This window comes from Caballeronia arvi, from assembly GCF_001544695.2.
Lineage (GTDB): Bacteria > Pseudomonadota > Gammaproteobacteria > Burkholderiales > Burkholderiaceae > Caballeronia > Caballeronia arvi.
In genome coordinates, this window is the sequence record NZ_FCOM02000030.1 from 43431 (window position 1) to 69657 (window position 26227).

A 26227-nucleotide genomic window follows, 5' to 3' on the forward strand; every position below is an offset into this window, starting at 1 on the left:
TTGGGTCTGGCCGGGAAGGCCTTGTATATGAGGGCGATGCTACGAAGAACAACTCACTTCGAGTTCGCCCGCCCAGTCGGGCGGCAGACCGGCATACGCCTCGTTTTCCGGCTGCTCGTCATAAGGGCGGCGCAGCACGTCGAGAAGACGCGCCACTTCCGAAAAATCCTTCTCGTTCGCCCGGCGGATCGCCTGTTCCGCCAGATGATTGCGCAGCACGTATTTCGGATTCACGCGATTCATCGCCGCGGCGCGTGCGGCGTCGTCGCGCGGTTCGTGCGCGAGACGTTCGCGATACTGCACGGCCCACGCATCGAATGCGGCGCGGTCGAGGAAGAGATCGCGCACGGGCGCATCGCGGCTCGCGTCGGATTTCGAGAGCTTCGACAGCTTCCGGAACGTGAGCGTGAAGTCCGCGCGATTCGCGTGCATGATTTCGAAGAGCCCGTTGGCGAGCTTGTCGTCGCCTTCGCGCTCGATATCCAGGCCGAGCTTCGCGCGCATCGTCGCGACGAGCGCGGGGCCGAACCGGTCCTTATAGCGTTCGAGGACCTTCTGCGCTTCTTCGACAATGCGCTCGGCGCGGCCTTCTTCCGGGAGATTGCCGCCGAAGAGCGGCACGAGCGCCTGCGCGAGACAGAAGAGGTTCCAGTAGGCGACCTGCGGCTGGCGGCCGTAGGAATACCGTCCCTGCGTATCCGAGTGATTGCAGACGTGATGGGCGTTGAACGCGTCCATGAAGCCGAACGGGCCGTAGTCGATCGTGAGACCGAGGATCGACATGTTGTCGGTGTTCATCACGCCGTGGCAAAAGCCGACGCCTTGCCACTGCGCCATCAGGTCGGCAGTCGAGCGCACGGCTTCATCGAGCAGCGCCAGATACGGATCGTCGGCCTCTTTGCAATGCGGATAAAAGCGGTCGATCACGTGATCGGCGAGCTTCCGCAAATCGTCGACGCGATCGTTCGAATAGAAATGCTCGAAGTGCCCGAAGCGCACGAAGCTCGGCGCGACCCGCGTGACGATCGCGGCCGTTTCGATGGTCTCGCGACGCACCGGCATATCCGCGCCGATGACGGCGAGCGCGCGCGTCGTCGGGATGCCCAGATGGTGCATCGCCTCCGAGCAGAGAAACTCGCGAATCGACGAACGCAACACCGCGCGGCCGTCGCCCATGCGCGAATAGGGCGTGCGTCCCGCGCCCTTCAGTTGCACTTCGAGGCGCGCGCCATCGCGCTCTGCCTCGCCGAGCGTGAGCGCGCGGCCGTCGCCCAGTTGGCCCGCCCATACGCCGAACTGGTGCCCCGAATACACGGCGGCATAGGGCAGCGCATCGCTCGGCCAGTCGCGCGTCGGATTGCCCGCGAAGTACGCGGCGAATGCGTTCTTTTCGGGGCCCGTGGCGATGTCGGGATCGAAGCCGAGCGATTCGGCCATCTCGCGCGAAAGCCCGACGAGATAGGGATCGGCGACGGGCGCGGCGGGCAGACGGGTCAGGAAAGCGGTGCCGAGCGCGGCGAACGAACCGGGCAGACCGACGCGGATCGCGCTGGCGATTTCGTTGACGGAACGCGCGTCGGCGGGCGTCTCGTCGCGCGCCGCGCGCACGGCATTGCTTGGGGAAAACGACATGTTGAGCGCCTCTGAGTTAAACGATATTGTAATTCCGCGTCCGCGGGCCTGCAGAGCCCGGCTCGCATCGATTGCAAGCTACAGACCCATCCGAGGACATTGCCTATGACGTCGCCGCTCTACGGCCAGATGATGGAAGTACCGCTGCTCGCGTCGTCCCTGCTGTCCCATGCTTCGCGCCACTTCGGCGACAACGAAATCGTTTCGCGCCGTATCGAAGGCGATATCCACCGTTATACCTATCGCGATTGCGAGAAGCGCGCGAAGCAGCTTGCGCAGGCTTTGAGCGCGCTCGGCGTGGAACAGGGCGAGCGCATCGCCACGCTCGCGTGGAACGGCTACCGGCATCTGGAGTGCTATTACGGCATCTCCGGCATGGGCGCCGTGTGCCACACGATCAACCCACGGCTCTTTCCCGATCAGATCGCGTTCATCATCGATCACGCCGACGACGCCTACGTCTTCTTCGACATGACTTTCGGTCCGCTCGTCGAGATCGTCGCGCCGCAATGCCCGAACGTGAAAGGCTGGATCGCGCTCGGCGATGCCGCGTGCATCGAAGAGCAGTTGTCGTCCAACACGAGCGTGCCGATGATGAGCTACGAGACGCTCATCGGCGCGCACGACGGCGATTATGAATGGCCGATGCTCGACGAGCGTCAGGCCTCGTTTCTCTGTTACACGTCCGGGACGACGGGCAATCCGAAGGGCGCGCTGTACTCGCATCGCTCGACGGTGCTGCACGCGTACGGTGCGGCGCTGCCCGATGCGATGGGCGCGTCATCGAGCGATGCGATCCTGCCCGTCGTGCCGATGTTCCATGTCAATGCGTGGGGCATTCCGCACGCGGCGCCGCTCGTCGGCGCGAAGCTCGTGTTTCCGGGCAAGGACCTCGACGGCAAGTCGCTCTACGAGTTGATGGAAACTGAGGGCGTCACGTATTCGGCGGGCGTGCCGACCGTCTGGATGGGCCTGCTCAACCACATGAAGCAGCACGACGCGCGCTTTTCGACGTTGAAGCGCACGGTGATCGGCGGCTCCGCGTGCCCGCCCGCGATGCTGCGCATTTTCGAGGAAGACTACGGCGTGCAGGTGATCCACGCGTGGGGCATGACGGAGATGTCGCCGCTCGGCACGCTGTCGCGTCTCTCTTTCAGGCAGAAGCAGCGTCCGCTCGACGCGCAGCGTCACTCGCTCGAAAAGCAGGGCCATGCGATCTTCGGCGTCGACATGAAAGTGGTCGGCGACGACGGCCGCGAGCTGCCCTGGGACGGCAAGTCTTTCGGCGATCTGTATGTGCGCGGCCCGTGGGTCATCGACCGCTATTTCCGTCGCGACGACTCGCCGCTCGTCGACGGCTGGTTCCCGACGGGCGATGTCGCGACCATCGATCAGGACGGCTTCATGCAGATCACCGATCGCAGCAAGGACGTGATCAAGTCCGGCGGCGAATGGATCAGCTCGATCGATCTGGAGAACATCGCGGTGTCGCATCCGCAAGTGGCGGAAGCGGCGTGCATCGCGTGCGCGCATCCGAAGTGGACGGAGCGGCCGTTGATCGTCGCGGTTCTGAAGCCGGACGCGACGCTCACGCGCGAGGAACTGCTTGCGCATTTCGAAGGCAAGGTCGCGAAGTGGTGGATTCCCGACGATGTCGTGTTCGCCGACGAGTTGCCGCATACCGCGACGGGCAAGCTGCAGAAAGTGCGGCTGCGCGAGCAATATAGGGAGTATGTGCTGCCGGGCGCGGCCGAAAATTCCGTTTAGGCTGGTTCTGCCGCCTCAGAAAAGCCCCGGTCCGCGCGCGCGGAGCCGGGGCTTTCGCGCTCTTTTGGCCATTCTCGCCGCGCAATCATCTTAATTGAACGATCGTTCTTTTTTGTGTATTCTGGACCGATCGCCCACAATCGATCCGTTATCCGGTCGACAGGAGACACGTTCATGGCAGTGGACTACACGATCCGCGGCGGCGTCGCCGTCATCACGCTCGACAATCCGCCCGTCAACGGGCTCGGGTATTCGACGCGCCTCGGCATCGTCGAAGGCATCGAGCGCGCGAACGACGATGCGAGCGTGCGCGCCATCGTCATCATCGGCGCGGGCAAGGCATTTTCGGGCGGCGCGGACATCACCGAATTCAACACGCCGAAGGCCACGCAGGAGCCCACGCTCACCACCGTGATCAAGACGCTCGAAGCCAGCGCGAAGCCGATCGTCGCGGCGATCCACGCCGTCGCGATGGGCGGCGGTCTGGAGCTCGCGCTCGGCGCGCATTACCGGATCGCCGCGCCCGGCGCGCAGATCGCGCTGCCGGAAGTGAAGCTCGGTCTTTTGCCCGGCGCGGGCGGCACGCAACGCCTGCCACGCGTGGTCGGACTGGAAGCGGCGCTGAACATGATCGTGTCGGGCACGCCCGTGCCGTCGGAGAAGCTCGCGCATACCGGGCTTTTCGACGAACTCGCGCAAGGCGATCTGCTCGAAGCCGCGCTGTCGCTCGCCAGCCAGGCCGCCGACCGCGGCGGCGCGCATCCGAAGGTCCGCGATCGCGCCATCGAACATCCGAACCCCGAAGGCTTCATTCAGTTCGCGAGGAACGGCGTCGCGGCTGTGGCGAAGCATTTTCCGGCGCCGCATAAATGTATCGATGCGATCGAAAAGGGCGTGAAGGAAGGTTTCGAGCGCGGCCTCGCGTTCGAGCGCGAATGCTTTCTCTCGCTCGTGCAGACACCGGAAAGCCGCGCGCTGCGTCATGCGTTTTTCGGCGAACGCGCGGCGGGCAAGATCGCCGATGTGCCGTCCGGCACGCCGGTCAGAAAGATCGAGCGCGTGGGCGTCGTCGGCGCGGGCACGATGGGCGGCGGCATCGCGATGAACTTCCTCAACGCGGGCCTGCCCGTCACGCTGCTCGAAACGAAGCAGGAGGCGCTTGACCGCGGCCTCGCCACGATGCGCGCCAACTACGAAGCACAGGTCAGAAAGGGCAAGCTCACGCAGGAGAAAGTGGAAGAGCGCATGGCGCTGATTCAGCCCACGCTCAGCTACGATGCGCTCGCACAAGCCGACCTCATCATCGAAGCCGTGTTCGAGGATCTGAGCGTAAAGGAACAGGTGTTCCGCCGTCTCGATGAAATCGCCAAACCCGGCGCGATCCTCGCATCCAATACATCGACGCTCGACTTGAACAAAATCGCGTCGTACACGTTGCGCCCGGGCGACGTCATCGGCATGCACTTCTTCAGTCCCGCCAACGTGATGAAGCTGCTCGAAGTCGTGCGCGGCGAGAAGACCGAAAAGGACGTCCTCGCGACCGTCATGCAGCTCGCGAAAAAGATCCGCAAGACAGCCGTGGTGTCGGGCGTGTGCGACGGCTTCATCGGCAACCGGATGATCGAGCAGTACATTCGCCAGGCGCTTTTCATGCTCGAAGAAGGTGCGCTGCCCGCGCAGATCGATCGCGCGATCGAAAAATTCGGCTTCGCGATGGGCCCGTTCCGCATGAGCGATCTCGCGGGCAACGATATCGGCTGGGCGATTCGCAAGCGCCGTTATCGCGAGCAGCCCGAGCTGCACTATTCGCGCATCGCGGATCGTCTGTGCGAGACGGGCCGCTTCGGGCAGAAGACCGGTGCGGGCTGGTACGACTATCAGACAGGCAAGCGCGACGCGCTGCCATCGCAAAGCGTCGACGCGATGATCGTCGCGTATTCGAAGGAGAGTGGCATCGAGCGGCGCAGGATCGACGATGACGAAATCGTCGCGCGTCTCGTGCTGTCGCTCGTAAACGAAGGCGCGAAGATTCTCGATGAAGGCATCGCCGCGAAGGCGTCGGATATCGACATGGTCTATCTGACGGGCTACGGCTTTCCGCTCTGGCGCGGCGGGCCGATGCTCTATGCGGACAGCATCGGCCTCTACAACGTCGAACGCGCGATCCGCAAGTACGCGAAGCAGGCCAACGGCGACGCGTGGCAGTTGTCCGCGCGCGTGACCGAACTGGCGAAATCGAATGGGCGCTTCAATGACTGAGATGAAACCTGTCGAAGATGTACTCCTCGTCGTCGATGTGCAGAACGACTTCATGCCGGGCGGGGCGCTCGCCGTCGCGCGTGGCAATGAGATCGTGCCCGTCATCAATCGCCTGGCGCGGGCGTTCTCGCATGTCGTGTTGACGCAGGACTGGCATCCGCGCTCGCATGTGTCGTTCGCCGCGAATCACGCAGGCCGCAAGCCGTTCGAGACGATGACGCTGCCTTACGGCGAACAGGTGTTGTGGCCGGTGCATTGCGTGCAGGACACCGAAGGCTCGGCGCTGCATCGCAAGCTGCATGTGCCGCATGCGCGGCTCGTCGTGCGCAAGGGCCATCACGAGCGCGTCGACAGTTATTCGGCGTTTCTCGAAGCCGATCGCGCGACGCCGACCGGCCTCGGAGGTTATCTGCGCGATGTCGGCGCAACGCGTGTATGGCTCGCGGGACTCGCGACCGATTATTGCGTCGCCTGGTCCGCGCTCGATGCGCGCGCCGCGGGCTTCGAAGTCAACGTGATCGAAGACGCGTGCCGCGCGATCGACCTGAACGGCTCGCTCGATCAGGCCTGGCGAGACATGCAGGCCGCGGGCGTGAAGCGCGTGAAGTCGGAAGACATACTGAAGGAAAGGGAGACGACATGACCGATGCAGTCATCGTATCGACGGCGCGCACCGCGCTCGCCAAGTCCTGGCGCGGCGCGCTGAACATGACGCACGGCGCGACGCTCGGCGGCCATGTGACGAAAGCCGTCGTCGAGCGCGCGGGACTCGATCCGGCGCGCGTCGAGGACGTCATCATGGGCTGCGCGAATCCTGAAGGCGCGACGGGCATGAACATCGCGCGGCAGATCGCCTTGCGCGCCGGCTTGCCGGTCTCCGTGCCCGGCATGACGGTGAACCGCTTCTGCTCGTCGGGTCTGCAGACGATCGCGCTTGCCGCGCAGCGCGTGATGACGGGCGAGGGCGATGTGTTCGTCGCGGGCGGCGTCGAATCGATCTCGTGCGTGCAGAACGAGATGAATCGCCATATGCTCACCGAGGGCTGGCTGAAGCAGCACAAGCCTTCGATCTACTGGTCGATGCTGCAGACGGCGGAGAACGTCGCGCGGCGCTACGAGATATCGAAGGAACGGCAGGACGCCTACGGCGTGCGCTCGCAACAGCGCGCGGCGGCAGCACAGGCCGCGGGCAAGTTCGACGATGAAATCGTGCCGATCACCGTGCTGGCCGGTCTCGCCGACAAGTCGACGGGACGCATGTTCACGCAGGAAGTCACGCTCGCCGCCGACGAAGGCATCCGCGCCGACACGACGCTCGAAGGCGTGTCGAAGATTCGCACCGCGCCGCCGGGCGGCGTCGTCACGGCGGGCAACGCGAGCCAGTTCTCCGATGGCGCGTCGGCGTGCGTCGTGATGAACGCGACGCTCGCCGAGAAGGAAGGCCTGCAGCCGCTCGGCATCTTCCGCGGCTTCGCGGTCGCGGGCTGCCAGCCGGACGAGATGGGCATCGGTCCGGTGTTCGCTGTGCCGAAGCTGTTGCGGCGCGCAGGCCTGCGCGTCGACGATATCGACCTGTGGGAACTGAACGAGGCTTTCGCCGTGCAGGTGCTCTATTGCCGCGACAAGCTGGGCATTCCCGACGACAAGCTCAACGTGAACGGCGGCGCGATCGCGGTCGGGCATCCGTACGGGGTGTCGGGCGCGCGTCTGACGGGACATGCGCTCATCGAAGGCAAGCGGCGCGGCGCGAAGTTCGTCGTGGTCACGATGTGCATCGGCGGCGGGCAGGGCGCGGCGGGACTGTTCGAAATCGTGTGAGCATTTGCTGCCCGATGATTTTTGCTAACCTTCGGGATTCATCGCAATGAAGGAGTCGCTGTGCTACGTCACATCGTCATGTGGAAGCTGAAGGACAACGCCGAGGGCGCGAGCCGTGCGGAAAACGCGCAGAAGCTCAAGGCGAAGCTCGAAACCTGCCGCAGCATCGTGAAGGGTCAGGGGCATTTCGAAGTCGGCACCGCGCAACCGGGTTTCGACTGCACGTATGACGTCGTGCTCGTCTCCGATTTCGATGACAAAGCCGCGCTCGACGCGTATCAGGTCCATCCGAAACATCAGGCGCTGAAGGACTTCGTCGCGGCGATCCGCGAAGAACGTCAGTGCGTCGATTACGAAGTGTGAGCGCGATGTCCTCTTCCGAATCGTCGGCAGGCGGCGTGTCCATCGAAAGCCCGTTCATCGATGCGCTCGGCGTCGAGCTCGTCAAGGCGAAAGACGGCGAAAGCGAAGTGCGCATGCCGCTTCGCGACGAGCACATGAACACGTGGGGCATCGCGCACGGCGGCGTCACGATGACACTGCTCGACAGCGCGCTCGCGCTCGCCGCGCGCAGTATCGCGGGCGATGGCATCGGCGTCGTCACCGTCGAAATGAAAGTGAACTTCATGCAGCCGGGGCGCGGCGAGCTGCGCGGTTTAGGCCGCGTGCTGCATCGCTCGACGACGATGGCCTATTGCGAAGGCGAGATTCGCGACAGCGAAGGCCATTTCGTCGCGAAGGCGCTCGGCACGTTCAAGTACATGAAGCGCCTCGCGGTTGGGCGCGACATCGTCAAACAGAAGATGCGTTCCGATCCGAAGGCGACGCCCGGACCGAGCGACGCCTGATTCCGCATTGTCTCCAAGGAGAATCCGCATGGCAGACGCACAGATCAACCGTCAGATTTTGCTCGTCTCGCGACCGCAAGGCGAGGCGTCGGTATCTAATTTCAAGCTCGTCGAGACGCCGCTCGCGCCGCTTCAGGATGGCGAAGTGCGCGTGCGCAATCACTATCTGTCGCTCGATCCGTACATGCGCGGCCGCATGGACGACGCCAAGTCGTACGCCGCGCCGCAGCCGCTCGATGAAGTGATGATTGGCGGCACCGCGGGCGTCGTGAGCGAGTCGCGCAATGCGGCGTTCAAGGCGGGCGATAACGTCGTCGGGATGTCCGGCTGGCAGGAGTTCGGCACCTCCGATGGCAAAGGGCTGAACAAGGTCGACACGTCGCGCGCGCCGCTTTCCGCGTATCTCGGCGCGGTCGGCATGCCGGGCGTCACGGCGTGGTACGGGCTCAACGGCATCATCGAGCCTAAGGCGGGCGAGACGGTCGTCGTGTCGGCGGCGAGCGGTGCGGTGGGCAGCGTCGTCGGGCAACTGGCGAAGGCGGCGGGCTGCCGTGCGGTGGGCATCGCGGGCGGCGCGGAGAAGTGCCGCTATGTCGTCGAGACGCTCGGCTTCGATGCGTGCGTCGACTACAAGGCGGGCAAGCTCTACGAAGACTTGAAAGCCGCGACACCCGATGGCGTCGACGGTTATTTCGAGAACGTCGGCGGCGAAGTGCTGAATGCCGTGCTCGCGCGCATGAACGCGTTCGGGCGCGTCGCGGTGTGCGGGATGATCTCCGGCTACGACGGCAAGCCCTTGCCGATGGACGCGCCCCGGCTCATCCTGACGCAGCGGCTCAAGCTGCAGGGCTTCATCGTCTACGAGCATCTCGATATATGGCCGCGGGCGCTGAAGGAACTCGGCGAGCGCATCGCGACGAAGAAGCTTCATTTTCGCGAGAGCATCACGGAAGGGCTCGAAAACGCGCCCGAAGCATTTCTCGGCCTGTTGCGCGGGAAGAACTTCGGCAAGCAGCTAGTGAAGCTCGTTTAATTCGCAAGGGACCGAACGTGGATCGCTTTGAAGACAAGGTCGCCGTCATCACGGGCGCGGGCAGCGGGTTCGGGCGCGAGTTCGCGAAAGAGGGCGCGGCGCTCGGCATGAAGCTCGTGCTCGCCGATCTCGATACCGCCGCGCTCGCCGCGACCGTCGGCGCGGTGCGCGCGGCGGGCGGCGATGCAATCGGCGTCACGACCGACGTGTCCGATAGCGCACAAGTCGACGCGCTCGCTCGCGCCACGCTCGATACGTTCGGCGGCGTGCATCTGCTCTTCAACAACGCGGGCGTCGGCGCGGGCGGCTTCGTCTGGGAAAACAGCGCGAACGACTGGCAATGGGTGTTCGGCGTAAACGTGATGGGCGTCGCGAACGGTTTGCGCGCATTCGTGCCGATCATGCTCGATCAGAAGGAGCCGGCGCATATCGTCAATACGGCGTCGGTGGCGGGCCTGCTCGCGGCGCCCGCGATGGGCGTCTACAACGCGTCGAAACACGCGGTCGTCGCGATGACCGAAACGCTTCATCACGACTTGCGGCTCGCGGGCGCGTCGTTCATCGGGGTATCGCTGCTGTGCCCCGCGTTCGTGCCGACGGGCATTGCGGATGCCGAACGCTCGCGGCCCGAGGCGCTCGCCAACGATACGCCTTACACCGCGTCGCAAAAGCTCGCGGCGCGGCAGCTGACGCGAGCGGTGGAGGGCGGCAAGCTCGCGGCGCGCGACATCGCCGAAGCCACATTCGATGCGGTGCGCGAAGGGCGTTTCTACGTCATCACGCATCCGCACATCATGTCATCGGTGCAACTGCGGCTCGACGACATCGCGCAACTGCGCACGCCCACCGATCCGATGTCGCTAAAACGTCCGGGCTGAAGGACTGACGTGGCGCCGTTCATGGCATCATCGTGACCCTTTTGACGCTTTTTCCGCCGATGCCGCTCAATCCCAAGATCGCGCAAATTCTGGAGATGGTCGCGCGCGCCAATCGCCCGCCGTATCACACGCTCACGCCACAGCAGGCGCGCGCCGCGTATGCGATGAGCGCGCAGATTCTCGATATCGCGCCGCTGCCGATGTTCAGCGTCGAAGACCTGCGCATCCCCGCGCGCGATGGCGAAACGATCGGCGTTCGTATTTATCATCCGGTCGAGCCGGGCTGGGCCGAGCCTTCCGCGGGACTGCTCTATTTTCACGGTGGCGGCTTTACGGTAGGCAGCGTCTCGACGCATGACGCGCTGTGCCGCAAGCTCGCGCACGATGCGGGCTGCGCGGTCGTATCGGTCGATTACCGGCTGGCGCCGGAACACAAGTTTCCCGTCGCGGTCCACGACGCGTTCGACGCGCTCGTCTGGCTCACGCGCGAAGCGCCGACGTTCGGCATCGATCCGGCGCGGTTGGCCATCGGCGGCGACAGTGCGGGCGGCACGCTCGCGATCGTGTGCGCGGTGCTCGCGCGCGACGCGGGTATCGGCTTGCGGCTGCAGCTGCTGATCTATCCGGGCACGAGCGCATGGCAGAAGAGCGCGTCGCACGCGCGGCTCGCGGACGGATATCTGCTGTCCGGCGAGACGATTCAATGGTTCTTCGAACAATATCTGCGCGATGATCGCGACCGCGACGACTGGCGCTTCGCACCGCTCGATGCGGCGGGCGGAGTGCCCGACTTCGCGAACATCGCACCCGCGTGGATCGCGGCGGCGGACCACGATCCGCTTTTCGACGAGGACATCGCGTTTGCTTCAGTGCTCGAGAAGGCGGGCGTGCCGGTCACGCTCATGCGCTATGAAGGCATGATTCACGAGTTCTTCAAGATGGGCGGGTTCGTGCCGGAAGTCGCGCAGGCGCATGAGGATGCGGTGAGGACACTGCGGAAGGCACTAGGGACGGCGTAGCGAATCAGCAGATCTCAAACCCAAACGCCCGCTCGAACGCCCCCGGCCGCACGATGCGATGCGAACCATCGTCGTCGCTGCGTTCCTTGATCTCCAGCGACAAGCCGCCCGCCACCGGCATCACGCGCAAAGCCGTGGTACTGCGCGTTCCGTATTCGGTGGTTTCGATGAACGCCGCCGACAGCACGCGTTCCCGCTCAATCGAGATGCCCGTCGAAGGAAGATGCTCGTCGTTCGCGATGCTCGGATCGCGCAACGTTTCGATGAGCGCATCGAGCGACGGCCGTTCATCGGCGTGAATCAGATCGCATAAGGCCTCGCGCTGCGCGACGAGCTTCGGCCACGGCGTATTCAGCAAACTGTTGGACAAGCCGTGCACGCCCGCATCGAGCAAAACGGGCGGCGTATCGGCGCGATTGCCGTACCACCCGAGTTCGCGCCGCGTGAAATCGCCGCACAGCAGGTTGAACCCGTTATAACGATGACCTTCGCGCGCTACGCCGCGCAGATAGTCCATCGGCGCAACGCGTGCGTCCGCGAGAAACGCGCTCACGAGCGTGCCGCGCGTCGGCGCGTTCGGACGCATCTCGCTCGGTGCGCGATAGTTCGTCAACGCCGCAAAGCGGCCATCGCGCGAGACGCCGAGCCACGTCCCGCCGCCCGTCAGATCGCGGCCCGCGAGGACGCCGGGCGCATCGGTCCACCAGTGCATCGGCTCGGCATCGCGGCGAAAGAATTCATCGCGATTGGCCGACAGGGTCAGCAACGCGCGGCCGTTCTCTTGCGAAGCCGCGGGCTGCCAGTCGAAGACGATCAGGCACATGCGCGCAAATCCTCAAGCGTCCGCGGGAAAAGCGTAGGGCAGCGGCACGAAAGTGAGCGCAGGCCCCTCGGCGGAACCGACGTGCACCGTGCCGTTGTCGAGCGCCGCGAGCTTGACCTCCACGAGACAGTCAACGCCGCCGCCTTCGCCCGGCGCCACGTTGACGACGAGCCCGCACGGCTGGCCGGGGTCGTCGGAATGGAAGAGCTCGGCGCCGGCCGTCGCGGAATCGGCATGCGCGAGCGCCGTGCGCCGCTTGATCGTGCCGCGATACTGGCTGCGCGCGACGATCTCCTGACCCGGATAGCAGCCCTTCTTGAAGTTCACGGCGCCGAGCACGTCGAAGTTCACCATTTGCGGAACGAACTGCTCGACCGTTGCTTGCGTGATGCGAGGCTCGCCGGCGTGAATGTCGAGCCAGTCCCACATCGCCTCGGGCACGCGCGCGAGCTTGCCTTCGAGCTTCGCGAGCTGCGTTTCGACATCGGCTTTCGGGCCGACCCACAGGAAGCGCGGCCGATGCGCCGCGTCCGGCACGCGAATCAGCGCGCCGTGCGGGCCTTCGACTTTCACGTGCACGCCGTCGGGCAGCGCATCGAAAATGCCGGACAGCGCCGCGCGCACGTCGCCCGCGAAGCCGACCGCAGCGATCTCGGGCGTCGCGTCGCTGAGCTTCGCCTTCGAGCGCAGCACGAACATCGACAGACGCTTTTGCACGGCCGCCTGCACGTCCTGCGCGATCAGAAGACGCACGGTGTCGGCGGTGCGCCACATGAGGAACGAGCCGAGCAGCCGGCCCTTCGGCGAGCAGTAGCCTGCGAGACGCGCCGTCGACGCATCCAGGTGCTGGACATCGTTCGTGATTTGCGTGTGCAGGAAGGCGGCGGCGTCCTCGCCCTTCACGTCGATCACGCCGAACTGCGTGAGCGGCATGTACGCGCCGGCGGTCTTGACGGATTCGAAGTCTGAGGCGGCGAGGGCGGTAGTCTGGGAATTCATGAGGTGGGCTGTTGTCAATCCGGCTGTCATCCGGCTGTCGATGCTGGCGTGTGGGCCCCGGCCGGGGAATGCGGCTCTGGCGCGGGCGGCAAGTTATTATATTGGTCTTATCTCAAGCGTGTTTCGCATGTCCTTTCTGAAGAAATGCGTCGTGGCGGCGGTGTTCGTCGCGATGCTCGCGGCGGCCGTCGCGGGCGGCGTCTGGTGGTGGGCCAACCGCCCGATGCAACTGCCGGCGCCCGAACTCGACGTCACCATCAAGCCTCACAGCAGCCTGCGCAGCGTGAGCGCCCAGTTGAACCGCGGCGGCGTGCCCGTCGAGCCGGAGCTTTTCGTGCTGATGACGCGCGTGCTCGGCCTCTCCGCCCAGTTGAAGTCGGGCAACTACGCTTTCAAGAGCGGCGTCACACCTTACGAAGTGCTGCAAAAAATCGCGCGCGGCGACGTGAACGAGTACGTCGCGACCGTCATCGAAGGCTGGACGCTGCAGAAAATGCGCAGCGAGCTCGACAGCAATCCCGCGCTCAAACACGACACCGTGGGCATGACCGACATCGACCTGCTGCGCGCAATCGGCGCGGCGGAAGTGGAGAAGGCATCGGCCGAGGGCCTGTTTTTCCCCGACACTTATCTCTTCGACAAAGGCACGAGCGATCTCACCGTCTACAAGCGTGCGTACCGGCTGATGCAGGCGCGGCTCACCGAAGCGTGGAACACGCGCGCGCAAAATCTGCCTTACAAGACGCCTTATGAGGCGCTCATCATGGCGTCGATCGTCGAGAAGGAGACCGGGCGTCCGCAGGACCGGCCGCTCGTCGCGGCGGTGTTCGCGAACCGGCTGCGCATCGGCATGCCGCTTCAGACCGACCCGACCGTGATCTACGGGCTCGGCCCGGCCTATGGCGGTCGCCTGAAGAAAAAGGACCTGCAGACGGACACTCCGTACAATACCTACACGCGCATGGGCCTGCCGCCGACGCCGATCGCGCTGCCCGGCGTGGCCGCATTGAACGCCACGCTCAATCCTGCCGCGAGCAACGCGCTGTATTTCGTGTCGCGCGGCGACGGCAGCAGCATCTTTTCCGACAATCTGGGCGACCACAACAAGGCCGTCGACAAATACATCCGGGGTCAATGAATGGCGCGCGGCAAGTTCATCACGTTCGAAGGCATCGACGGCGCGGGCAAGACCACGCATCTCGACTGGTTCCGCCAGCAACTCGCGGCAAAGCTCGAACCGGCCGGACACGACGTCGTGACGACGCGCGAACCGGGCGGCACGCCGCTCGGCGAAACGCTGCGCGGCATCCTGCTGAATCAGCCGATGGATCTCGAAACCGAAGCGCTGCTGATGTTCGCCGCGCGCCGCGAGCATCTGGCGCAGGTGATCGAACCGGCGCTTTCGCGCGGCGACTGGGTGCTGTCGGACCGTTTCACGGACGCGACTTTCGCGTATCAGGGCGGCGGCCGCGGTCTGCCGCGCGACAAGCTGGAAGCGCTGGAACGCTGGGTGCAGGGCGGTTTTCAGCCGGATCTCACCGTGCTTTTCGACGTGCCGACCGACACCGCGAGCGAACGCCGCTCGGCGGCGCGCGCGCCGGACAAGTTCGAAAGCGAATCGGAAGCGTTTTTCGAGCGCACGCGCAGCGAATATTTGCGCCGCGCCGAGGAATCGCCGCAGCGCTTTTTCATCGTCGATTCGACACGGCCCATCGACGATATCCGCAAAAAGCTCGCGGAACTGGTTGCAAGCCTCTGATTTCATTTAGAAACTAACCGATGATCTATTCCTGGCAAACCGACGACTGGCAGCGTCTCCAGCAATTGCGCGCGCACTGGCCGCATGCGCTGTTGCTGCACGGAGAAGCCGGCATCGGCAAGCTCCAGTTCGCCCAGCATCTGGCGCAGGGACTGCTGTGCGAGACGCCCGCTGCCAACGGCGAGCCGTGCGGCGCCTGTGCGGCGTGCCTATGGTTTTCGCAGGGCAATCATCCCGATTACCGCGCCGTGCTGCCCGAAGCGCTCGCCGGCCTCGCCGCCGCCAGCGCTGACGCCGATTCATCCGCCGAAAAAGCCGACGGCGACGAAAGCAAGAAGACCCGCACGCCCAGCAAGGAAATCAAGATCGAGCAGGTGCGCGGGCTGCTGGATTTTTGCGGCGTCGGCTCGCATCGTGGTGGGATGCGCGTCGTGCTGCTGTATCCGGCCGAGGCGCTGAATATCGCGGCGGCCAATGCGCTTCTGAAGACGCTGGAGGAGCCGCCCGCGGGCGTCGTGTTCCTGCTGGTGTCGGCGCGCATCGACCGGTTATTGCCGACGATCATCAGCCGCTGCCGTCAATGGCCGATGAGCGTGCCGCAGACAGAAGACGCGAGCGCGTGGCTGGCGTCGCAAGGTGTCGACGATCCGGCGGGGCTGCTCGCGCAGGCGGGCGGTGCGCCGCTTGCTGCACTCGCGCTGGCGAACGACGAGAACCGGGCGCTGCGCGATTTCACGCTCGCGCAGCTCGCCGCCGGCCCGAACTGCGACGCCTTCGCGTGCGGCGAGAATCTCCAGAAACTGCCGGTGCCGCTCGTGCTCGGCTGGCTGCAGCGCTGGCTCTACGATGTGCTCGCGCAGCGAACGGCGGGCCGTCCGCGGTATTTTCCCGGCGCGGCGAAGTCGCTGGCCCGGTGCGCGCAGAGCGCGGACCCCGCGGCGCTCGCGCGCTACATGAAAACGGTCACGCGGCAGCGCGCGGTGGAGAACCATCCGCTGAATGCGCGCCTCGTGTTCGAGGAACTGTTCATCGGCTATCGCGGGATTTATTCCGCCTAACCGCCGCGAACCGCGCCGCAAGACATGCATTAAGGAGCACCGGATGTTCGTCGATTCACACTGTCATATCAACTTCGAAGGGCTCGCCGACCGTCTGCCCGACGTGCTCGAGAACATGCGCGCGCACGCGGTCACGCATGCGCTGTGCGTGTCCGTCGATCTGGAAACGCTGCCCTCGGTGCTCGAAATCGCAGAAAAGCACGAGAACGTGTATGCGTCGGTCGGCGTGCATCCGGATCACGAGGACATGCGTGAGCCGAGCGTCGCGGAACTCGTCGAGCTGGCGAAGCATCCGAAGGTGTGCGCGATCGGTGAAACCGGGCTCGACTACTATCGTCTGGAAGGGCGCAGCATCGCCGACATGGAATGGCAACGCGAACGCTTTCGCACGCACATCCGCGCCGCGCACATCGCTGGCAAACCGCTCATCGTCCACACGCGCTCTTCGTCGGAAGACACGCTGCGCATCATGGAGGAGGAGCGCGCGGGCGTGCCGGGCGGCGTGATGCACTGCTTCACGGAGCCGTGGGACGTCGCGGAGAAGGCGCTGGCGCAGAACTTTCATATCTCGCTGTCGGGTATCGTCACGTTCAAGAATGCGAAGGATGTGCACGAGGTCGCGCGCCGCGTGCCGATCGGGCGGCTGCTCATCGAAACCGATTCGCCGTATCTCGCGCCGGTGCCGTATCGCGGCAAGCCGAATGAACCTGCTTACGTCAGCTATGTCGGACGTTTCATCGCGCAGTTGCGCGAAGAGCCGGAGGAGGCCGTCGCCGAGGCGACCACCGAGAATTTTTTCCGGCTTTTCAAGATCGCGCGGCCGGCGTGATGTTCGTCCCGGGCGGCCGGCCCGCTCACGAGAAAACTGTTTCAAGGCAATCCGAAGGTCACTTATGAACAATTCCCCGATGGTTTCCACTCTGTCCGTGGCGAGCGCGCCAAACGTTTCACGTGCGCATGATGCACATCCTGCAAGAAAGGCCGTGCGCGGCTTCGTCGCCGGCGCGCTGCTCGCGGCGTGCGCGATCGCGCAGCCGGTCTGGGCGGCGTCGGTGGACTCGCTCATCAAGGCGGTCAAGTTCGACGACATATCGGCAGTCAAGAAGCAGCTCGCGCAGGGCGCGGACCCGAATACCGTCGATAACACCGGCACGCCGATCATCGTGATCGCGGCGCGCGAGAAGTCCGACAAGGTCGGCCAGCTGCTCGCCGACAATCCGAAGACCGATCTCGAAAAGACCGATGCCGCCGGCGAAAACGCGATGATGCTCGCCGCGCTCAATGGCGACGCCACGTTCGTGAATCTGTTGATCGCGAAGGATGCCGAAGTGAACAAGAAGGGCTGGACGCCGCTGCACTACGCGGCGACCAACGGCCATGACGATATCGTGAAGATTCTGGTCGACCATTCGGCCTATATCGACGCGGGCTCGCCGAACGGCACCACGCCGCTGATGATGGCCGCGCGCGGCAATCATCTTTCGACCTGCAAGCTGCTGCTCGACGAAGGCGCGGATCTGCGCGTGAAGAACCAGCTCGGCATGACGGCGGTGGATTTCGCCCGCAAGTACGAAGCGAGAGATGTCGCCGAAGGTCTCCAGGCGCGTCTGGATTCGATGCCAAGCGGCGGCAGCGCACCGCAAAGCGGCTCAAACGGTGCAAAATAGCGCAGCGCGATTTTGAGGCGCGGGACGAGGGCGGTCAGGCGCGACCGCTGCTCGACCCGCACGCGTGCGCTCAAATTAAGCCGCCGCTCAACATAAAAGGAAGATCATGCTGCGGGAAATCGTCATCGCCTGTGCTCTCGCGACGCCCGTGTGCGCGTTCGCGTTTACCGGCAACGACCTGAACAAGCTCTGCACCAAAACGGACCCGAACTCACGGACCGCCTGCGCGGCCTATATCGAAGGCGCGGCGGACGGCATCTACAACACGATCGAGGCGATCGGCGGAACCTCCGGGCCGCAGATCGGCCAGTACTTCTGCCTGCCCGCGGATGTGAAGCCGCAGCAGCTCACGGACGCGGTGCGCAAGTACATCGCCAATAATCCCGACAAGGCCGATTTCAACGCGACCACGATGGTCTCGCTCGGCCTCGGCAAGGCGTTTCCCTGCAAGGCGGAACGCTGAACGCGCGCTGAGCGCGTCATTGCCTCGGGGCGCCGCCGCGCCCTGGCGTCACGCCTGGCTGACACAAAGATGACGATGACCGCGCCCGGACGGCCATTGCCGCAGCGCTGGCTGCATCCGCATCCGTGCGATGCGACCGCCGTATCCACCTCGACGCTTCATTCCTTCACGAGGCCGATCCCGCGACGCTCATGCTTTCACTCGATCATTTCCTGACCCTGGCAGAACGGCCGCTCGGCACCTGGCCCGGCGCGTTCGTCGTCGCGATCATCGCGGTGGCGTTCGCGCTCGGCGTGCATCGCATCGGCGCGCGCATCCTGACGCGCATCGCGCGGCCGTATCCGCTGATGAGCGTCGTTCTGCGCTACATCGACACGCCCGCGCTCATCCTGCTCGTCATCCTCGGGATCGGCTTCATGATTTTCGAGGCGCCCGATGCGCTGCCGTTCATCGGCGTGCTGCGCGATGTCGAAACCGTCGCGCTGATCGGCGCGCTCACGTTCCTCGCGGTGCGCTCGGCGGGCGCGGTGGGCGAGGCGATCGTGCAGGCGCATCCGCTCGACACCGACGACAATCTCAACGCGCGCCGCATCCACACGCAGGCGCGCGTGCTCGCGCGCTCGGTGATGGTGGTGATCGTCATCATCGGCTTGGGCGGAATGCTCATGGCGTTTCCGAGCGTGCGGCAGATTGGCGCGAGCCTGCTGGCTTCGGCGGGCGTCGCGGGACTGGTCGCCGGTATCGCGGCGCGGCCGGTGCTCGGCAATCTCATCGCTGGCCTGCAGATCGCGCTGTCGCAGCCGATTCGCTTGGATGATGTCGTCGTCATTCAGGGCGAATGGGGGCGCGTCGAGGAAATCACCGGCACGTATGTGTCGATCCGCATCTGGGATCAGCGGCGGCTCATCGTGCCGTTGCAGTGGTTCATCGAGAATCCGTTCACCAACTGGACGCGCAACAGCTCGCAGATCATCGGCACGGTGTTTCTGTATGTCGATTACCGTATGCCGATCGCGCCGCTGCGCGAAGAACTGGAGCGCATTCTCGAACACGCGCCCGAATGGGACGGCCGCGTGCAGGTGCTGCAAGTCACCGACGCCACCGATCGCGCCGTGCAGCTTCGGGTGCTCGTCAGTTCCTTCGATTCGGCGCTCAACTGGGATTTGCGCTGCCGTGTGCGCGAAGGGCTCGTGAACTTCGTGCAGGCCGCGTATCCGCATTACCTGCCGCGTGCGCGCGCGGATTTGTCCACCGAAGAGAACCGCCACGTCGATTTCGCGCCGCCGCTCGAACGAGCGGGCACATCGCAACCCGCGAGCACGGCGAACACGCCCGCCGACCCCGTCGCGAGCCGCGGCGAGCCGGGCGGGCCGGACCCGCGCGCGCATGCGGCGGCATCGACCGGAAGAACGTGAAACCCGCGCAATGGTTTCAGGTCGAAACTTTCCGGATTATTCTTAAAACTTAATGTTCGAAGAGGAAAAGGAAAGCCCATGAGCCGTCTCGTCGTCGTATCCAACCGGGTCGCCACGCCGACCGAAACCAAGGGCTCCGCGGGCGGGCTTGCCGTCGGCGTCTTCGGCGCGCTGAAGGACAGCGGCGGCGTCTGGTTCGGCTGGAGCGGGGACGTCGTCAGCGAGACCGTCGCGAATCAGGGGCCGAAGCTCGAACAGGATGGCGCGGTGACCTTCGCGACCGTCGGCCTGCCGAAGAAGGATTACGACCAGTATTACCGCGGCTTCTCCAACGCGATGCTGTGGCCGGTCTTCCACTATCGCAACGATCTCGCCGTCTACGATCGCGACGAATACGCCGGCTACCGGCGCGTCAACGCGTGGCTCGCCCACAAGCTCATCAAGCTGCTCGAACCGGGCGACATCATCTGGGTGCACGACTATCACATGATTCCGTTCGCCGAGGCCTTGCGCAGCGCGGGCATCGGCAATCGCATCGGTTTTTTTCTGCATATTCCGTTTCCGTCGCCGCAGATTCTCTTGAACATTCCGCCGCACGAAGAACTGGTCAAGTCGCTGTGCTGTTACGACGTCGTGGGATTTCAGACGGAAAGAGACCGCGTCGCGTTTCACGATTACATCATTCGTCACGCGCACGGCACGGCCACGCCCGACGGGCATGTCGAAGCGTTCGGCAGAAAGCTCAGGACGAACGTGTACCGGATCGGCGTGTTTCCGGATGAGATCGCCGAACAGGCCGAGCGCGGCGAAGCGCGTCAGGACGTGATGGACCTGAAGCAGAGCTTGGAGGGCCGCAAGCTCATCATGAGCGTGGACCGGCTCGATTATTCGAAGGGGCTCGTCGAGCGCTTTCGCGCGTTCGAGCATTTCCTGGAGAAGTCGCCGGAGTGGCGCGGCAACGTCACGCTCGTGCAGATCGCGCCGCCGACGCGCTCGGATGTCGAAACCTATCAGCAGATCCGCCAGAACCTGGAATACGAAGCGGGGCGCATCAACGGGCGTTATTCGGGCCTCGACTACACGCCGATCCGCTATCTCAACCAGCGCTACGACCGATGGAAGCTGATGTCGCTCTTTCGCGAATCGCAGATCGGTCTCGTCACGCCGCTGCGCGACGGCATGAATCTCGTCGCGAAGGAATATGTCGCTGCGCAGAATCCGGGCGATCCCGGTGTGCTCGTGCTCTCGCAGTTCGCGGGCGCCGCCGACGAAATGACCGGCGCGGTGATGGTCAATCCTCACGATATCGTTGGCACCAGCGAGGCGATCGGACGCGCGCTCGCGATGCCGCTCGCCGAGCGCAAGGAGCGCTACGAGACCAACATGATTGCGCTGCGCAAGCACGATCTGGGCGTGTGGCGCGATGATTTCCTCGCCGATCTGCGCGGCGATTCCAAAGCGTAACCGTGTCGCGAAACGAATGTTTCGCCTTTGTAACAGAGCGATGGAAGTGCAAAAGCCGCTGTATCGGCTGCGTGGGCACTCGATAATGCGCTGACCGCGCTGACGATTTCGCGGCGCACGGCAGTCATTGGCGGTGAGCGCGAGAGGGAATAACGCGTAAGGGCAAACCTCGTTGGCCGACCTTACGGCCCGCTGTCATACTCGGATGCTGCGCCGCGGCGCGGACGCCAGGTCCGCGCCGCCCGTCGATATACGCATGGAGACGAGACCGATGAGAATTGCCCAGATTGCTCCGCTGACGGAATCCGTACCGCCGAAGCTCTATGGCGGCACCGAACGCGTCGTGTCGTACCTCACCGAAGCGCTCGTCGAGCTCGGCCATGAGGTCACGCTCTTCGCAACCGGCGATTCGCAAACCAGCGCCAACCTGGAAGCCGTCTGGCCGCGCGCGCTGCGCCTCGACCCGGCCATCCGCGACCGCATCGCCCCGCACATGCTGCTGATGGAACTCGTGCGGCGCCGCGCGGAGGAGTTCGACGTCCTGCATTTTCACATGGACTACTACTCGTTCTCGCTCTTCAAGCGCCAGGACACGCCGTTCATCACGACGATGCACGGACGCCTCGATCTTCCCGAACAGCAGCCTGTCTTCGATACCTTCAACACTGCACCCGTCGTTTCGATTTCGGATTCGCAACGGCATCCGCTGCCGCAGGCGAAGTGGGTCAGCACGGTGTATCACGGGCTGCCGGAAGCGCTCTACACGCCGCAGCCCGTGGAGCAGAAGTATCTCGCGTTCCTCGGGCGCATCTCGCCGGAAAAACGTGTGGATACGGCGATTCGCATCGCGGGCCGCTGCGGTCTGCCGATCAAGATCGCAGCCAAGGTCGATTTCGCCGATCACGAATACTTCGAGCGCGAAATCGCGCCGCTGCTCGAACTGCCGTATGTCGAGTATGTCGGCGAAATCAACGACAGTCAGAAGGCCGAATTTCTGTCGGGCGCGCATGCGCTCATTTTCCCGATCGACTGGCCGGAGCCCTTCGGCCTCGTGATGATCGAAGCGATGGCGTGCGGCACGCCCGTGATCGCGTTCAATCGCGGCTCGGTGCCGGAAGTGGTGGACGAGGGCGTGTCGGGCTTCATCGTCGAGGATGAGATCGGCGCGGTGGCCGCCGTGAATCGTCTGCACACGCTGTCTCGCGAGCGCGTGAGGAAGCGCTTCGAGGAACGCTTCACGTCGCATCGCATGGCGCGGCAGTATCTCGAGGCCTATCAGGCCGTGGTGCGCGCGCAAAAGCGTGCGCGCTTCAAGCTGATCGATCGAGCGTCGTCGACCTGAGCTCGCGAAAAACCAGAAAAAAACCGCCGTGTGACGCGGCCCGAAGGTCGCGTCACACGGCGGTCATGCGTTGCTGCCGCGTTGCCGTGGAATCGAAAGACGCGCGCTCAGTACTTGATGCGCGACACCTTCGTGCCTTGCAGCGAGACGTCGGCCATCAGGCCGGCGTTGGTCAGCACGATGGCTTCGACCGGCTTCGTCGCCGTGGTCGTGTCGATCACGCCGTTCGCGCCCATCTTCACGAGCGCCACCGATGCGTCGGCGCCTGCCGACCAGCCGTCGGAGTTGCGGAATTTGTCGAGTGCGTCCTGCGTCATGAACAGGAAGATCAGCGACTTCGACTGCGCGCCCGCCTGCAGTCCGAACGAGCCGGAGGTGGTGCTGTAATAGCCGACGGAGCTGCCGCCGACGCGCAGCGCGCCCTTGCCGTATTGCGCACCGACGATGAACCCTGCCTGAATGACCGACGGGAACACCAGCACGCCGCGCGATTTCGCGACCAGCTCGCGCGAGCCGCCCACGGTGGCGTAGAGACGCTGGATGGTGCTGTCGACGTCGGCGTCGATGGCGCGGCGGTCATCTGCCGCGCCGGCCGCTGCTTCGGCGCCGGTGTTCTTGTTTGCCGTGCAGCCGGCAAGCGCGAGGCCTCCCAGCGCCAGAACGGCGGTCGACTTGAGCATGAAGTTTCGTCTTTGCATCATTGTTCTCCATCGTGGAATTTAGGAAACCCCATAGAGCGGGAGGGTGAGGCACGCAAAGTTATAGCACAGCAACATGAAATGCGAGCCCCGCCCTGACGCCCGAAGCCTTGTCACGCTTGAGTTTTCAGGCTCTGCAACATTTCGGGTGCGATCAAAGTCCGTTCAGCTTACTCCGAATCCGGCCCCATCACTCCGGGTGAGACGGTAAATTACACAAAACTTTCGACCGAGGCCTCGACTCCCTATCAGGGTAGACGAAGCTTCGCCAAACCGAAACGGAATCGGCGTTTTCGTCCGAAGCGTAATCCGAAGGTAAGCACAATTTTCGTAACGTCGATGTCGAACGATCGCGAAAACCGCAACAGGAAGTAGCAACGACCGTACCCGGCCATCGCTCATGGATGAGTCGTCGTTTTTACTTTCGTGGGAGGAGAGGACGGCGCCGGCGACGACGCGGTGGACGCCCCGGCCGGCGAGCGCCGCAGCGCGCGCCTGACGCCGCCGATCAGCATGCCGAGCACGAGCAGGAACGCGGCGGGCACGATCCAGTAACCGACGAACGCATGCCACAGATAATCCGCGAGCGTCGCCTTGCGATGCGCGTATTCGTTCTGCGCTTCCTGGTGCTTGATCTCAGTGGCGGCCAGGACGTCCTCGGGGCAACCCGCTGCACGGGCTTCGTCGGGCGTGCCGTGGCAACGCGCGACGGCGCCGGCCTCGCGCTGTGCGTCGGTCATCTCCCAGTTCGAGAGCGACTTCTGCAGATCGGCCTTGTTGTACGCCATCTCCACGCGCACTTCGTTCACCGCGATAATCAGCACCGGCACGAACCAGAACGTGATTACCATGAGCCACCGCCTGAACCAGCGGTTCTTATGTCTCCATGCCATCCACTGCCTCCATGCGTGGCGTATGGCCTCGCTCGAAACAACGGCGGCCGATGGCGAATTGACTTGTATTGATGAGGGGCCGCCTTCGCGCCATCTTATGAGAAAAAGACGACGGTGCGAATCAATTGCTTGGGTGCAGTGCAATAAACGCCGGCAGACCGCGTAAATACGACAGGGACGCCGCGCGCGAACGGCGCGGCGTGACAGCTGGAACGCGCCAGTGCGATGCGCAATCAGCCCTTGTTGCTGAGACAGCTCTTCATGAACGCCTTGCGGTCGTCGCCTTTCTTGTCGGTTGCCTGCTGGTTGCACGCGGTCATCTTCTGCTGCTGCGTCATCGGCGCGGACGCGGCTGCGGGCGAGGCGGAGAGACAGCTTTTCATGAACGCCTTGCGGTCGTCGCCTTTCTTGTCGCCCGCCTGCTTGTTGCAGTCGGTCATCTTGCTTTGCTGGCTGTTGGCGGCGAAGGCTGCGTTCGCGCCGAGCGACAGGCTCAGCACGGCGATGAGGGCGGTGGCTCGAATGGTCATGTGACGCTCCCTGATTTCAATGGCGGTTGTTTTTTCGACGGCGCGTGTCCGCTGCGGCATGCCGCCCGCGCATTATGGCAAACCCAATATGAACGGTGTGCCGCATAGGGTGAAATCGGGAGGCGGCGGGAACGATGCTTGCAGTAAGCTTTCATCGCCCGGCGATCCGCACGATGCAGGCCGCCGACGTATGATCGTGCGATGCACGTCCAACGCAAAGGAGACGGTTCATGTCCACGCCGCTGTCCGACCATTACAAAGGCTTCGAAATCAAGGTGCAGGCGTTGCGGCGCGCGAAGGAACGCGACAAGCCGGAAGACGGTCCGCGTCACTTCGACATCGTTGTGACGATCGTGAGAAGCGCGCATGGCGAGAGCGGCCGCCCGGTCATGTTCGGCGTGCCCGATCAGGAACCCTTTGAAAGCCCGATCGATGCGACGCGCGCGGGCATCGACTACGCGCGCGACATCATCGACAACAAGGTGGAAGGGCAGTCGGTCGAAGACCTCTGATTCAGCAGACACTTTGCCTGCGCCTTCGCAGGTGACCGGCGCCTGACCTACACGTTAGCCCGATTGACCTTGCGCGCCGCTCCATTGAGAATCGACGGCGGGCAAACGTTCAAATCGCGCCCGAACGGGCGATCGAAGGCTTATGGCGCGTGACCCAGGCGAAGCGTGCGGGCGTGACAGGCGTTCCGCTTTTCGCTTCCCTCGGGCGCCCGGCGCGACTCGATACGTTGCTCGCGTTCGCTGCATCTCGCATGACCACACAAACCAGAACAAAGCATCGGAGATCCGCATGAATCGAACCATTCGCCGACGCGTCCTTTCGGCCGCCGTCGCGCTCGCCGTTTGCGCCGCACTGCCGCTCGCCTCGTCATCCGCTTTCGCGCAGACGCCGGCCAAGCCGAAAGTCGCGCTCGTCATGAAGTCGCTCGCCAACGAGTTCTTCCTGACGATGGAAAACGGCGCGAAGGATTATCAAAAACACAATCCCGGTCAGTTCGACCTGATCACCAACGGCATCAAGGACGAGACCGATACGGCCGCGCAGATCCGCATCGTCGAGCAGATGATCGTCTCGAAGGTCGACGCGCTCATCATCGCGCCGGCCGATTCGAAGGCGCTCGTGCCGGTGATCAAGAAGGCGGCGGACGCGGGCATCATCGTCGTGAACATCGACAACCGGCTCGACACCGACGTGCTCAAGTCCAAGGATCTGAACGTGCCGTTCGTCGGGCCGGACAACAAGAAGGGCGCGCGCAAGGTGGGCGACTATCTCGCGCCGCGTCTGAAGAAAGGCGATGAAGTCGCGATCATCGAAGGTGTGACGACCACGACGAACTCGCAGGCTCGCAGCGCGGGCTTCAAGGAAGCGATGGACGCCGCCGGCATGAAGGTCGTGGCGCTGCAGTCGGGCGAATGGGAAATCGACAAGGGCAACGCGGTCGCGTCGCAGATCCTGAACGCGAATCCGAACGTGAAGGCGCTTCTGTGCGACAACGACAACATGGCGATCGGCGCCGTGTCGGCGATTCGCGCGGCGGGCAAGGCGGGCAAGGTGCAGGTCGTCGGCTTCGACAACATCGGCGCGATCAAGCCGATGCTGAAGGACGGCCGCGTGCTCGCGACCGCCGACCAGTACGCGGCGAAGCAGGCGGTGTTCGGCATCGACGTGGCGCTGAAGGCGATCGCGGCCCACAAGAAGCAGTCGGAGCTGTCGCAGGTGGTCGAAACACCTGTCGATCTCGTGACGAAGTAAAGCGCGGTGCGAGACGGCGACTTCGGGAGCCGTCTCGCGCAAACCAACCCTCAAGTTCGCCTCCGACGTGCCGATAAGATGCTGACGAGCGCGAAAGA

26 protein-coding genes are annotated in these 26227 nt (G+C 64.3%); 20 read left to right on the forward strand and 6 right to left on the reverse strand.

Annotation, left to right across the window (positions count from 1 at the left end):
• Positions 1–39 precede the first annotated feature (39 nt).
• Positions 40–1632: a protein adenylyltransferase SelO gene (locus tag AWB74_RS26880; RefSeq protein WP_061149704.1), complete on the reverse strand. Its 1593-nt coding sequence runs from the start codon at positions 1630–1632 to the stop codon at positions 40–42.
• A gap of 105 nt (positions 1633–1737) precedes the next feature.
• On the opposite strand from AWB74_RS26880, the gene AWB74_RS26885 reads away from it, so the two are divergent.
• The 9 genes from AWB74_RS26885 to AWB74_RS26925 all read left to right on the forward strand — a co-directional run bounded on the left by AWB74_RS26885 (position 1738) and on the right by AWB74_RS26925 (position 11254).
• Positions 1738–3399: a 3-(methylthio)propionyl-CoA ligase gene (locus AWB74_RS26885; protein WP_061149705.1), complete on the forward strand. Its 1662-nt coding sequence runs from the start codon at positions 1738–1740 to the stop codon at positions 3397–3399.
• A 174-nt stretch (positions 3400–3573) separates the two neighbouring features.
• Complete coding sequence (locus tag AWB74_RS26890) at positions 3574–5658, forward strand: 3-hydroxyacyl-CoA dehydrogenase NAD-binding domain-containing protein (protein ID WP_061149706.1); 2085 nt, start codon at positions 3574–3576, stop codon at positions 5656–5658.
• 1 nt (position 5659) lies between these two features.
• On the forward strand, positions 5660–6301 hold the full coding sequence (gene pncA, locus AWB74_RS26895) for a bifunctional nicotinamidase/pyrazinamidase (RefSeq protein WP_061149707.1): 642 nt from the start codon (positions 5660–5662) through the stop codon (positions 6299–6301).
• Positions 6298–7476, forward strand: coding sequence for an acetyl-CoA C-acyltransferase (locus AWB74_RS26900; RefSeq protein ID WP_061149708.1), 1179 nt, complete (start codon positions 6298–6300; stop codon positions 7474–7476). The genes pncA and AWB74_RS26900 overlap by 4 nt, the downstream gene beginning before the upstream one ends.
• Positions 7477–7536: 60 nt before the next feature.
• Positions 7537–7839, forward strand: a complete 303-nt coding sequence (locus AWB74_RS26905) for a Dabb family protein (protein ID WP_061149709.1) — start codon at positions 7537–7539, stop codon at positions 7837–7839.
• Positions 7840–7844: 5 nt separating this feature from the next.
• The gene (locus tag AWB74_RS26910) at positions 7845–8324 is read left to right on the forward strand and encodes a PaaI family thioesterase (protein WP_061149745.1); all 480 of its coding nucleotides are present in this window, start codon (positions 7845–7847) and stop codon (positions 8322–8324) included.
• A 28-nt stretch (positions 8325–8352) separates the two neighbouring features.
• Positions 8353–9357 carry an NADP-dependent oxidoreductase gene (locus AWB74_RS26915; protein WP_061149710.1) on the forward strand — a complete coding sequence of 335 codons (1005 nt, stop codon included), beginning with the start codon at positions 8353–8355 and terminating at the stop codon, positions 9355–9357.
• A gap of 17 nt (positions 9358–9374) precedes the next feature.
• Entirely contained in the window at positions 9375–10235 is an 861-nt protein-coding gene (locus tag AWB74_RS26920) for an SDR family oxidoreductase (RefSeq protein ID WP_061149711.1), read from the forward strand.
• Between the two features lie 59 nt (positions 10236–10294).
• Positions 10295–11254 carry an alpha/beta hydrolase gene (locus AWB74_RS26925; RefSeq protein ID WP_061149746.1) on the forward strand — a complete coding sequence of 320 codons (960 nt, stop codon included), beginning with the start codon at positions 10295–10297 and terminating at the stop codon, positions 11252–11254.
• Between the two features lie 4 nt (positions 11255–11258).
• Here the strand turns inward: AWB74_RS26925 and AWB74_RS26930 are convergent, their stop codons facing one another.
• Positions 11259–12077, reverse strand: coding sequence for an NRDE family protein (locus AWB74_RS26930; protein ID WP_061149712.1), 819 nt, complete (start codon positions 12075–12077; stop codon positions 11259–11261).
• A gap of 12 nt (positions 12078–12089) precedes the next feature.
• A complete protein-coding gene (gene ygfZ / locus AWB74_RS26935; protein ID WP_061149713.1) occupies positions 12090–13076 on the reverse strand; it encodes a CAF17-like 4Fe-4S cluster assembly/insertion protein YgfZ in 987 nt (328 codons plus the stop codon).
• Positions 13077–13203: 127 nt separating this feature from the next.
• Here ygfZ and mltG point away from each other — a divergent pair, with 127 nt between their 5' ends.
• The 9 genes from mltG (at position 13204) to AWB74_RS26980 (ending at position 22244) form a co-directional block, all read left to right on the forward strand.
• Positions 13204–14214 (forward strand): endolytic transglycosylase MltG, encoded by a 1011-nt coding sequence (gene mltG / locus AWB74_RS26940; protein WP_061149714.1) that lies wholly within the window; start codon positions 13204–13206, stop codon positions 14212–14214.
• Complete coding sequence (tmk, locus tag AWB74_RS26945; protein WP_061149715.1) at positions 14215–14835, forward strand: dTMP kinase; 621 nt, start codon at positions 14215–14217, stop codon at positions 14833–14835.
• Between the two features lie 20 nt (positions 14836–14855).
• Positions 14856–15893 (forward strand): DNA polymerase III subunit delta', encoded by a 1038-nt coding sequence (locus AWB74_RS26950; protein WP_061149716.1) that lies wholly within the window; start codon positions 14856–14858, stop codon positions 15891–15893.
• Between the two features lie 43 nt (positions 15894–15936).
• A complete protein-coding gene (locus AWB74_RS26955) occupies positions 15937–16722 on the forward strand; it encodes a TatD family hydrolase (protein WP_061149717.1) in 786 nt (261 codons plus the stop codon).
• A gap of 79 nt (positions 16723–16801) precedes the next feature.
• Positions 16802–17560, forward strand: coding sequence for an ankyrin repeat domain-containing protein (locus AWB74_RS26960; RefSeq protein ID WP_061149718.1), 759 nt, complete (start codon positions 16802–16804; stop codon positions 17558–17560).
• A 106-nt stretch (positions 17561–17666) separates the two neighbouring features.
• Positions 17667–18023 carry a Rap1a/Tai family immunity protein gene (locus tag AWB74_RS26965; RefSeq protein ID WP_061149719.1) on the forward strand — a complete coding sequence of 119 codons (357 nt, stop codon included), beginning with the start codon at positions 17667–17669 and terminating at the stop codon, positions 18021–18023.
• Positions 18024–18214: 191 nt separating this feature from the next.
• Positions 18215–19438, forward strand: a complete 1224-nt coding sequence (locus AWB74_RS26970; RefSeq protein ID WP_061149720.1) for a mechanosensitive ion channel family protein — start codon at positions 18215–18217, stop codon at positions 19436–19438.
• 78 nt (positions 19439–19516) lie between these two features.
• Entirely contained in the window at positions 19517–20902 is a 1386-nt protein-coding gene (gene otsA / locus AWB74_RS26975; RefSeq protein WP_061149721.1) for an alpha,alpha-trehalose-phosphate synthase (UDP-forming), read from the forward strand.
• 271 nt (positions 20903–21173) lie between these two features.
• A complete protein-coding gene (locus tag AWB74_RS26980; RefSeq protein ID WP_061149747.1) occupies positions 21174–22244 on the forward strand; it encodes a glycosyltransferase family 4 protein in 1071 nt (356 codons plus the stop codon).
• 107 nt (positions 22245–22351) lie between these two features.
• Here AWB74_RS26980 and AWB74_RS26985 read toward each other — a convergent pair whose 3' ends face one another.
• The 3 genes from AWB74_RS26985 to AWB74_RS26995 form a co-directional block, all read right to left on the reverse strand.
• Positions 22352–22942, reverse strand: coding sequence for a BPSL1445 family SYLF domain-containing lipoprotein (locus AWB74_RS26985; protein WP_061149748.1), 591 nt, complete (start codon positions 22940–22942; stop codon positions 22352–22354).
• A gap of 398 nt (positions 22943–23340) precedes the next feature.
• Positions 23341–23835 (reverse strand): hypothetical protein, encoded by a 495-nt coding sequence (locus AWB74_RS26990; protein WP_061149722.1) that lies wholly within the window; start codon positions 23833–23835, stop codon positions 23341–23343.
• A gap of 233 nt (positions 23836–24068) precedes the next feature.
• Complete coding sequence (locus tag AWB74_RS26995) at positions 24069–24365, reverse strand: PsiF family protein (protein ID WP_061149723.1); 297 nt, start codon at positions 24363–24365, stop codon at positions 24069–24071.
• Positions 24366–24595: 230 nt separating this feature from the next.
• Here AWB74_RS26995 and AWB74_RS27000 point away from each other — a divergent pair, with 230 nt between their 5' ends.
• Positions 24596–24877, forward strand: coding sequence for a hypothetical protein (locus AWB74_RS27000; RefSeq protein WP_061149724.1), 282 nt, complete (start codon positions 24596–24598; stop codon positions 24875–24877).
• A 289-nt stretch (positions 24878–25166) separates the two neighbouring features.
• The gene (locus tag AWB74_RS27005) at positions 25167–26129 is read left to right on the forward strand and encodes a sugar ABC transporter substrate-binding protein (RefSeq protein ID WP_061149725.1); all 963 of its coding nucleotides are present in this window, start codon (positions 25167–25169) and stop codon (positions 26127–26129) included.
• The last annotated feature ends 98 nt before the right edge of the window (positions 26130–26227 follow it).

Coding starts and splice junctions, on each gene's coding strand:
- AWB74_RS26960 (WP_061149718.1), top strand. CDS start 16,802: ATGGTTTCCACTCTGTCCGTGGCGAGCGCGCCAAACGTTTCACGTGCG.
- AWB74_RS26995 (WP_061149723.1), bottom strand. CDS start 24,365: ATGACCATTCGAGCCACCGCCCTCATCGCCGTGCTGAGCCTGTCGCTC.
- pncA (WP_061149707.1), top strand. CDS start 5,660: ATGAAACCTGTCGAAGATGTACTCCTCGTCGTCGATGTGCAGAACGAC.
- ygfZ (WP_061149713.1), bottom strand. CDS start 13,076: ATGAATTCCCAGACTACCGCCCTCGCCGCCTCAGACTTCGAATCCGTC.
- AWB74_RS27000 (WP_061149724.1), top strand. CDS start 24,596: ATGTCCACGCCGCTGTCCGACCATTACAAAGGCTTCGAAATCAAGGTG.
- AWB74_RS26950 (WP_061149716.1), top strand. CDS start 14,856: ATGATCTATTCCTGGCAAACCGACGACTGGCAGCGTCTCCAGCAATTG.
- AWB74_RS26990 (WP_061149722.1), bottom strand. CDS start 23,835: ATGGCATGGAGACATAAGAACCGCTGGTTCAGGCGGTGGCTCATGGTA.
- AWB74_RS26965 (WP_061149719.1), top strand. CDS start 17,667: ATGCTGCGGGAAATCGTCATCGCCTGTGCTCTCGCGACGCCCGTGTGC.
- AWB74_RS26915 (WP_061149710.1), top strand. CDS start 8,353: ATGGCAGACGCACAGATCAACCGTCAGATTTTGCTCGTCTCGCGACCG.
- AWB74_RS26925 (WP_061149746.1), top strand. CDS start 10,295: ATGCCGCTCAATCCCAAGATCGCGCAAATTCTGGAGATGGTCGCGCGC.
- AWB74_RS26910 (WP_061149745.1), top strand. CDS start 7,845: ATGTCCTCTTCCGAATCGTCGGCAGGCGGCGTGTCCATCGAAAGCCCG.
- AWB74_RS26970 (WP_061149720.1), top strand. CDS start 18,215: ATGCTTTCACTCGATCATTTCCTGACCCTGGCAGAACGGCCGCTCGGC.
- AWB74_RS26930 (WP_061149712.1), bottom strand. CDS start 12,077: ATGTGCCTGATCGTCTTCGACTGGCAGCCCGCGGCTTCGCAAGAGAAC.
- AWB74_RS26985 (WP_061149748.1), bottom strand. CDS start 22,942: ATGCAAAGACGAAACTTCATGCTCAAGTCGACCGCCGTTCTGGCGCTG.
- otsA (WP_061149721.1), top strand. CDS start 19,517: ATGAGCCGTCTCGTCGTCGTATCCAACCGGGTCGCCACGCCGACCGAA.
- tmk (WP_061149715.1), top strand. CDS start 14,215: ATGGCGCGCGGCAAGTTCATCACGTTCGAAGGCATCGACGGCGCGGGC.
- AWB74_RS27005 (WP_061149725.1), top strand. CDS start 25,167: ATGAATCGAACCATTCGCCGACGCGTCCTTTCGGCCGCCGTCGCGCTC.
- AWB74_RS26885 (WP_061149705.1), top strand. CDS start 1,738: ATGACGTCGCCGCTCTACGGCCAGATGATGGAAGTACCGCTGCTCGCG.
- AWB74_RS26900 (WP_061149708.1), top strand. CDS start 6,298: ATGACCGATGCAGTCATCGTATCGACGGCGCGCACCGCGCTCGCCAAG.
- mltG (WP_061149714.1), top strand. CDS start 13,204: ATGTCCTTTCTGAAGAAATGCGTCGTGGCGGCGGTGTTCGTCGCGATG.
- AWB74_RS26980 (WP_061149747.1), top strand. CDS start 21,174: ATGAGAATTGCCCAGATTGCTCCGCTGACGGAATCCGTACCGCCGAAG.
- AWB74_RS26955 (WP_061149717.1), top strand. CDS start 15,937: ATGTTCGTCGATTCACACTGTCATATCAACTTCGAAGGGCTCGCCGAC.
- AWB74_RS26880 (WP_061149704.1), bottom strand. CDS start 1,632: ATGTCGTTTTCCCCAAGCAATGCCGTGCGCGCGGCGCGCGACGAGACG.
- AWB74_RS26890 (WP_061149706.1), top strand. CDS start 3,574: ATGGCAGTGGACTACACGATCCGCGGCGGCGTCGCCGTCATCACGCTC.